At 69.7% G+C, this 8,146-nt stretch carries 6 protein-coding genes and 1 pseudogene; 4 read left to right on the forward strand and 3 right to left on the reverse strand.

Features of this window, described 5'->3' with window-relative positions; translation table 11 throughout:
- Positions 1 to 55: 55 nt before the first annotated feature.
- Positions 56 to 1,036 carry a hypothetical protein gene (locus tag AC08OP_RS00630; RefSeq protein ID WP_476612410.1) on the reverse strand — a complete coding sequence of 327 codons (981 nt, stop codon included), beginning with the start codon at positions 1,034 to 1,036 and terminating at the stop codon, positions 56 to 58.
- Positions 1,037 to 1,694: 658 nt separating this feature from the next.
- The gene (locus AC08OP_RS00635) at positions 1,695 to 2,468 is read right to left on the reverse strand and encodes a SigE family RNA polymerase sigma factor (RefSeq protein ID WP_476612411.1); all 774 of its coding nucleotides are present in this window, start codon (positions 2,466 to 2,468) and stop codon (positions 1,695 to 1,697) included.
- 907 nt (positions 2,469 to 3,375) lie between these two features.
- On the opposite strand from AC08OP_RS00635, the gene AC08OP_RS00640 reads away from it, so the two are divergent.
- From AC08OP_RS00640 to AC08OP_RS00655, 4 genes and pseudogenes are all read left to right on the forward strand, one after another.
- Positions 3,376 to 4,353 (forward strand): NAD(P)H-quinone oxidoreductase, encoded by a 978-nt coding sequence (locus AC08OP_RS00640; RefSeq protein WP_476612435.1) that lies wholly within the window; start codon positions 3,376 to 3,378, stop codon positions 4,351 to 4,353.
- A gap of 81 nt (positions 4,354 to 4,434) precedes the next feature.
- Complete coding sequence (locus AC08OP_RS00645) at positions 4,435 to 5,007, forward strand: bacterial proteasome activator family protein (protein ID WP_476612412.1); 573 nt, start codon at positions 4,435 to 4,437, stop codon at positions 5,005 to 5,007.
- Between the two features lie 140 nt (positions 5,008 to 5,147).
- Positions 5,148 to 5,237 (forward strand): annotated as a pseudogene (locus AC08OP_RS00650) (IS5/IS1182 family transposase); the annotation flags it as partial.
- A 179-nt stretch (positions 5,238 to 5,416) separates the two neighbouring features.
- Entirely contained in the window at positions 5,417 to 7,255 is a 1,839-nt protein-coding gene (locus AC08OP_RS00655) for a serine/threonine-protein kinase (protein ID WP_476612413.1), read from the forward strand.
- Positions 7,256 to 7,342: 87 nt separating this feature from the next.
- Here the strand turns inward: AC08OP_RS00655 and AC08OP_RS00660 are convergent.
- Positions 7,343 to 8,146: metallopeptidase TldD-related protein (locus AC08OP_RS00660; protein WP_476612414.1), on the reverse strand; the 804-nt coding region annotated here is incomplete at its 5' end.

Genomic DNA, 8,146 nt, shown 5'->3' on the forward strand with positions numbered 1-8,146 from the left:
CCATGGTTCCGCATGGTCACGTGCAGACCCACGTAACCGGCGCAGACCCACGCCGTCAGCGCAGGACTGCGGCCGCCAGTGTCCAACCCGGCGTGCCCCCGCTGGAGATGGTGATCGACGTCGTGCCGATTCCGGCCGGCAGCCCGATGCTCACCACGCCATCGGCCGAGCCATCGGCGATCGGTGAAGGCAGGGTCTGGGTGAAGGTCTGCGTGCCGCCGATGGAGGTGACGATGATCTGTACCCGCCCGGAACCGGATCCGAGGAGGACGTCCAGGGTGAGCGGAGACTGCGAGACGAAGACCGTCAGCCGGGCCGAGCCCTGCAGGGACAGCCGGTCGGTGTCGTCCACGCCGGTCGCGACCGGCGTGCCCTCCGTCCAGTCGAATCCGGAGGATGACGGCACGGACGTGCCCAGCAGGGTGCCGGTGTCGATCAGCGGCATCACAATGGCGGCCCGGTTCTGCACACCGTTCCACGAGCCCCCGAACAGCACCCAGTCGAGAGTTCCGGGGCCCGGAAGCCGCACCTGTGACCCACTGGGGAAGGGGGCGACGGTGCTGGTGTAGATCCCGCCGCCGATGCCCGCGAACGTTCCGCCGGGCAGGGAGGATCCGCTGTCACCATGGTTCGCGGACGGTCCCGCGGACGGTGACGGTGCGCCGCCACCACCGCTCGCGGACCCCGGGTCCGCCGGGTCCGGGCCGGCGGACCTCCGTGCGGCGCTCGCGTCGCTCGTCGCGTCCGGGACGGCGGCGCTGCCCCCGGATGTTCCGGCGGGGCTCGACCTGGCCGGTTCCGGTGGGAGCACCGTGGTGGCCTGGGGCGACGCGGCCGGCGTCCGCACGACCGGAGACGTCGTGACCGGAGACGTCGTGACCGGAGACGTCGTGACCGGAGACGTCGTGACCGGAGACGTCGTGACCGGCGTGGCGGACGGCCGCGGCTTCGCCGTGACGGTCGTCGTGGGCGGAGCCGGGGAGTTCGATCCCGACGGCCCCAGCAGGGCCAGGGCCGTCAGGGCCGTGATGCTCACGATGGCGAGTAGCGCCCCCGCGATCGTGCCGCGTCGGGCAACCGAGCGCCGCCGGGAACGGGGCCAGTTGTGGGACCGGGGGAGCCGGTCGGGGCTGGTAGACCGGCTGGATCGGCGCCGTCGGCTCGATGGGGCCTTCGTGACGGTACGGCCCAGGCGGTGCTGCCGGGTGATGATCCGGCCATCCTCGGTCCGGGTGTTGGAGCCGATCGAACCAGGCGGTCTGAGTGGTCCGTTCGCGCTGAGTGGACCGCTCGGGCCGACAGGTCCGCTCGGGCCGAGGGGGCGGATGATCGTGCCGCTCAGGGGAGCATCGACTGCCGCCGCGACACGTCTGCGGATGCGATCGGAGTCGGGGCGGTGCCGGCCCATCTCGGCGCTCAGCATGCCGCGGAGTCGGTCGGGGAACGGGAGCTCCCCCAGATTGCCGCCATGACCGTCGCCGCCGCGGAACTCGCCGACGCGATCGGCTGACCCTCGACCATCCGCGCTCGAGCTGTTGGTTCCACGGTCGCCTGTTCCGTGGTCGTTAGTCATGCGGTCACCCGTCCCCGGAGCGGAGGGACGGCAATCGGCCGGAGGCCCGCCGCGCCGCGCTGCCGCGCCACCCTGCGCATCATGATCGGGCCCCTGGAATCCCGGGCGCCTTCTGCGTCATCTATGCCTCGCCGACTCGCTGTTGCCACCAGGGCCATAGCTTGACGCGGCCGAGGCAGGCGAACGCCGACCGGCTCGGACCCGCCGGTTTGCCGGACTGACCACTGTCCCGCCGCCGTCCCAGGCGACCCGAGCCCGATCGGGACCCATTCACCCGGGAACTGCCCGATCGGGATGTGGCGCCGCGTGACGTGCCCGACTGACCGGACGCTACCTGTGGCCTCGCCACCTCCGCGGCACCGGCCGGCGGTAGCTCGGTGTTCTGGAGAATCCGCTCCAGTTCGGCGACTCCCTTGGCGGTCTGGCTCTTCACCGTGCCGACGGAGATACCCAGCGTGCGAGCCGTCTCGATCTCCGACAGGTCGAAGGCGTAGCGGAGCACGACACACGCACGTTTGCCCGGCGGCAGTGTCATCAGCGCGGAGCGCAGATCCATGACCGCGGGGAGATCGGGTATCCGCGCCGACTGGTCGGCCCGCTGACCAAGGAAGAGCAGCCCGCGTCGCTCGCGGACGACCTTCCGGACCCGGTCGGCCGCCAGGTTGGCGACGATCCGCCGGACATACGCCAGTGGAAGGTCTGCGGAGCGGACCCGGTCCCATGCGGACCAGGCGGCCGTCAGAGCGTCCGCGGTGATGTCGTCCGCGACGTCGTGATCGCCAGTCAGGAGATACGCAAACCGGCTCAGCTCGCGGTGATGTCTCTCGAAGAAGGCATGAAACTCCGCCTGGGTATGGGGATGTTCGGGCTCGTCGTCGGCCGCGACCGCTTCCACTGGCACGCTCCCCGGGCCCGTCGAGGCCGGCGCGTCCGCGGCGCCGGCCGGACAGCCGATGCTGTGGTCGTCTGTCACTGGTTGCAGAGAACCATGAGTTCAGGGCGATGTGCATATGACGGTAGCGACTCGATCGGGTATGCGTCGTGGTAGCTGGATGTCGAGTGGGGCGGTCACTGTTAATACGCTCGAAGCAGTGGCTTTACCCTCGGTCCGATGATGTCGGGCTGGCCACACATGGTGATGGTCCTGGTGCGCGCTGACATCGGCCACGGGGACAAACCCGTCTCGGACCGGCCGAGGCAGCCACATTATAGGACATAGGGGCATAGGACTTGACGGCATAGGGCCGGAGGTGCGAGCCGATGAACCGAGATCCGGGCGGGACGGTCGCGAGGACGGGGCGGCGCACGGATGCGCGACGCCGGTCCAGCGGGATGGCCGGCGATCAGGCCGCGGCGAGGGTCGAGCGGCCGACATGGGATGCTAGGAAGATGTTTCCGCCGCGACGCCCGCCGGGTACGGCGAAATCTGTGTCTGTCCTGTCTATCCTGTCTACCCGGTCTGGTCTGTTTACCCTGTCTGTCGCGATGCCCGAGGCCGTCCGTCCCCATCGCCCGAGTCCCCCGCCCCCGCTCGATCCGGACGCCCCGATCCCGGATGATCCAGGCCCGCTCCTGCCCGACGCTCCTGACCTGCCGCCGGCTCCGCACGAGCCCTCGCCGTATACCGAGCCGGCTCCCGGCTCACCCCAACCGGAGCCCGAGCCGGTCTGAGGCCCGAGCCGGCGTCGTCCACCCCACCGGAACATCTGTACGGCCGTGGCCTGACCATGCCCGCACGCCGGATGATGCCGCGGCGTCGCGTGCCGAGGAGCCGTAGCGTGTGACGGGTGCATGCTGTGACGGTGAAAGCGCCCGGTGGGCCCGAGGTCATGACGTGGTCGACGGTGGCTGACCCTCCTGCCCCGGGGCCCGGCGAGGTCACCCTGGAGGTGGTCGCGACGGCGGTGAACCGCGCGGACCTGCTCCAGCGGCAAGGTTTCTACCCGCCGCCGCCCGGCGCCTCTGAGATCATCGGGATGGAGTGCTCCGGGCGGGTGGCGGCTCTCGGCGTCGGCGTGGACCGGGTCGAGGTCGGGGCCGAGGTGTGCGCGTTGCTCAGCGGGGGCGGCTACGCGAGTCGGGTGAACGTGCCGGTCGGCCAGGTGCTGCCGGTCCCGGCCGGGGTCGACCTCATCACGGCGGCCGCTCTGCCCGAGGTGGCCTGCACGGTGTACTCCACGGTCTTCGGCATCGCCGGTCTGCGCGACCATGAGGTCTTCCTCGTGCACGGCGGGGCGTCCGGCATCGGGACCTTCGCGATCCAGGCGGTCCGCGCGCTACGTCCGAACGCGCTGGTCGCGACCACCGCCGGCACTGCGGCCAAACTGGCCAGGGTGCGGGGGCTCGGCGCCCACCTCGCGGTCTCTTACCGCGACGACGACTTCGTTGCCAGGATCCGCGAGACTACCAACGGCCACGGGGCGGACGTCATCCTCGACAACATGGGCGCGGTGTATCTCGCCCGCAACGTCGCCGTGTTGGCCGTGGGAGGCCGTCTGGTAGTCATCGGCCTGCAGGGCGGGGTGAAAGGGGAGCTCAACCTCGGCGCCCTGCTCACCAAGCGGGCGGCGGTCCACGCCGCGTCGCTGCGCGGGCGGCCGGTCGAGGAGAAGGCCGACATCGTGGCCGGTGTCCGCGGCGACTTCTGGCCGGCGATCGAGGCGGGGGCGATCCGGCCGGTCGTCGATCGGGTGTTGCCGATCACCGAGGTCGCGCGGGCACACCAGCATGTGGCTGATTTCGGACATGTCGGAAAGGTAGTACTCACGATCCCGGAATGACCCTCGATGGGTGACACTCGGCGTGACCGTGGAGGCGAAGCCAGTGCCGTGAGAGGCGGATCACGGGGCAGGATAGGGGGCATGACGGATCAACCGGAACCCCGCGTCGTGGTCGTCGGGCCTGACGGCGCGCTGCACGAGACCGCGAACTCGGGGGTAGTCAACCGACCGGTGCGGCCGCTGGCCCCAGACGGTGACCAGGCGCTGCAGGCTGCGGAGGACCCGGACGGCGGCAACCCCATCGCCGCGCTGGTCTCCCAGCCCGACAAGGTGATGCGCATCGGCACTATGATCAAACAGCTGCTGGAGGAGGTCCGGGCCGCCCCGCTGGACGACGCGAGCCGAGTCCGGCTGCGCGAGATCCACCGCAGCTCCATCCAGGAGCTCTCCGACGGGCTTGCCCCGGACCTGCGCTCGGAACTCGATCGGCTGTCGCTGCCGTTCGACGAGGAGCGCACGCCGTCAGATGCCGAGCTGCGGATCGCCCAGGCACAGCTGGTCGGCTGGCTCGAGGGTCTGTTCCACGGCCTGCAGACCGCGTTGTTCGCCCAACAGATGGCCGCCAAGGCTCAGCTCGAGGAGATGCGCCGGCGGGCCTTGCCGAGCGGGCAGCAGCCCGGCAGCGAGACGTTCGGCCGCGGGGCCTACCTCTGACGGTCCGGGACTCGCGAGTCCCCGATCCGCGAGTCCCGGACCACCTGGCCACCTGGCCACCTGGCCAGCGGACCAGCGGACCAGCGGACCGCGAGATCGTCTGTGGTCTGTCTGCGGTCGGTTACCGCCGTTCGCGGCTCCGGCCGCCGGTGCACGAACAGCGGGAGATCGTGAACGCGATGGCCTACTGGGTGCGGGCCGGATGTGCCTGGCGGTCCCGTCACCACGATCCAATCCACGTGATGCCCCGAATGCCGGTGGCGGGACTGTTATGATCCGGCTTGGGCGGAAGATGATCCGCGCCTGGGATGTCGTCAGCCATCCGGCACAGCCGCGTCTTGGGATTTATAAAAGTTGAGGTGGCGACGCCGACCTGAACAGGGATCGGTGTAAACGGGGGAATGAGAAGGTGGAGGCTGGTCGGGTACCGGCCGATGGCGGCACGGCCCCTGAGCCGGTAATCGCCGGCTATCGGGATTTCAAGCTGATCGCGCTCGGTGGTTTCAGCGTTATCTACACTGCCCATCAGAATCTTTTCGCCAGAACCGTGGTAATCAAGATTATCAATGCTGCCCTGGGAGGCGGCGACGCCGCCCGCCGTTTCAGCCGTGAATGCCAGGCGGTTGGCAGGCTGTCCCATCTTCCGGAGGTCGTGAGCGTCTTCGGAGCAGGCACGACGGCTGACGGAAGACCGTTCATCGTCATGCAGTACCTCCGCGATGGCTCCCTGGCCGAGCGGATCCGGGACGGCGGCGCGCTGTCCGTGCCGGAGGCCATCGGTGTCGGCACGCGGCTGGCCCGGGCGCTTGTCGCCGCGCACGGCGCCGGCATAATCCACCGGGACATCAAGCCCAGCAACCTGCTCGTCACCCCGGACGGGCATATCGTTCTCAGCGACTTCGGTACGGCCGCCATCATGGCCGATCCGGGTGCGTCCGCAAGCCTTGCCGCTTATACTCCCATCCACTGCGCGCCAGAGGTCCTGAACGGCGGCCAGTACGGAACCGCTGCGGATGTCTACGCCTTCGGGTCCACCCTGCACACCCTGCTCGCGGGTGTCGCGCCCTTCGCGCCCCGTCCCGGTGACGGGCCGGCGACCATATTTCGGCGCATACTTGCCGGGAACGTGCCCGAGCTGCCGGTGAACATCCCGCCGGAGCTGCGGAGCCTGATCCGACGGATGATGGCCCTCGATCTGGAGCGGCGACCTTCCGTCACAGAGATCGTCGAGGAGCTTGACGCTCTTGGCCGCAACGTCGGGACCAGCGCGCTGGGGGTCTCACCGGCATCCTCCGTTCCCTTGGACGACACCGGTCTCAGCGATCCGGAGGGTTCCCTGAGAACGGCGTCCGACGGCAGCCAGGGCGCGCCGAGAGCGAAGGACACGAGCGAGTCGCCAACCATCGTGCACCACAAGGTTCCTGAAGGCGACCGCGCACCCGGTCGGCCAACGGATGCGCGAGGCCTACGACGGGGCCGGAGCCTGGTCGTTCCCGCGGTCGTCCTCACCGTCCTCCTGCTGGCATCCGGGGCCATGGTCGGCGCCTGGCGCCTGACGGCGATTTCGGCGGGCGGACCGGCGACCGTTGCCCCCCGGATCCCGCCGGCTCATCCGACCCTCCGCACGCCGACGACCAGCCCCGCGTCGCCGCGAACAGCGCCAGCCATGGTCACCGCGACCGCGACCGCGACCGCGACCGCGACCGCGACGCCGAGCGCCGCGCCGTCCCCGACTCCCGCCATCGTACCGTCGACGACCGTGGCGGAATCAGATCCACCGGACCCGCCTGTGGCCAGCCCGTCAACCGTCCCACGGTTCACGGCGAGCCAGGAAATCCTCTACGATCTTCTCAAGGCTTCCGTTCTCAATCGTTCGACGTGCAGGGGGCGCGCCGACCTGGAATCGAAATACGACGCGATCGCAGCGCTCTCCTGCAAGACGGCAACCGACACCACGTTGGTCTATCTGCGAAAATTCTCCACCCGGAGCGCCTATAACGACTATTTCGCCGGGCAGCGGTCCCACGTGGACGGGACCGGCCGATGCCGCTCCGGGGAGGAGGGGTCCAGCCGGTGGAACCACAACGGCGACGAACGCGGACCGCTTGTCTGCATCCGTCTCAGCAACGGTGACTACCGGATCGCCTGGGGCTTCGACGACGACAAGGTCGCGGTGTCCAAGGAGGGTGCCAGCCTGTCGAGCCTCTACAGCTGGTGGGAGGATCACGCGAACCTGCTGACGTCCTAACCGTCCAGGATGTGAGAACCCCGTCGGCCCGGCGGCGGGGTGACCAGGTACGAGAGCATCCGCGTCCGTCCCCGGAAGGCCCGGCGGTCAGTTCGCCGGGCTGACCGAGGACATGTTGAAGTCGGGGATCCGTACCGCGGGCATGCGGGTGAGCGTGAACCAGTCCGCCCATTCCCGCGCCATGGTGCGGGTGGTGGCGCCGATCTCGGCCAGGCGGCCGAGCAGGTCGACCGGTGACTCGTTGAAGCGGAAATTGTTGACGGCCCCGGTGACCTCACCGTTCTCCACCAGGTAGACCCCGTCCCGGGTGAGGCCGGTGAGCAGGAGCACCTCGGGATCGACTTCGCGAATATACCACAGGCTGGTGAGCAGGAGCCCGCGTTTCGTCGAGGCGATCATCTTCTGCAGCGACGCGGAGCCTCCGCCGTCCAGGATCAGATTGTCGATCATCGGGGTGGTCGGGACCCCGGTGGCACGGGCGGACGCGCGGGTCTCCACGAGGGCGGCGAGGGTGCCGTCCGAGATCCAGTCGGTGGGCCTCAGCGCCAGCCCGTTGTCGAAGACACTGGACATCGACGAGGAGGACTGCGTGGTCACGAAGGGGGTCGTCGCGAGTTCCGGGTCGTGCGGATCGCTGGCCAGCCGCAGCCCCGCCGGTCCGATCGCCTCGCCGAGACGCGTGCCGCCGCCGGCCCGGCTGAAGACCGTCCGGCCCTCGGCCGCGTCCCGACCGGCAGCCGTCCAGTACATGTAGATCATCAGATCTGCCACCGCGGAGGGCGGCAGCAGCGTCTCGTACCGGCCGGCCGGCAGTTCCAGCGACCGTTCGCACCAGGCCAGCCGGTCGCGCAGCGCCGCGTCGGTATCCGCGACGTCGACGTCGGTGAAGTC

Source organism: Frankia sp. CeRuru1 (assembly GCF_977966315.1).

Bases quoted from the DNA above. Each gene is read 5' to 3' on its own strand.
- AC08OP_RS00645 (WP_476612412.1), top strand. From the start codon at position 4,435: ATGACGGATCAACCGGAACCCCGCGTCGTGGTCGTCGGGCCTGACGGC.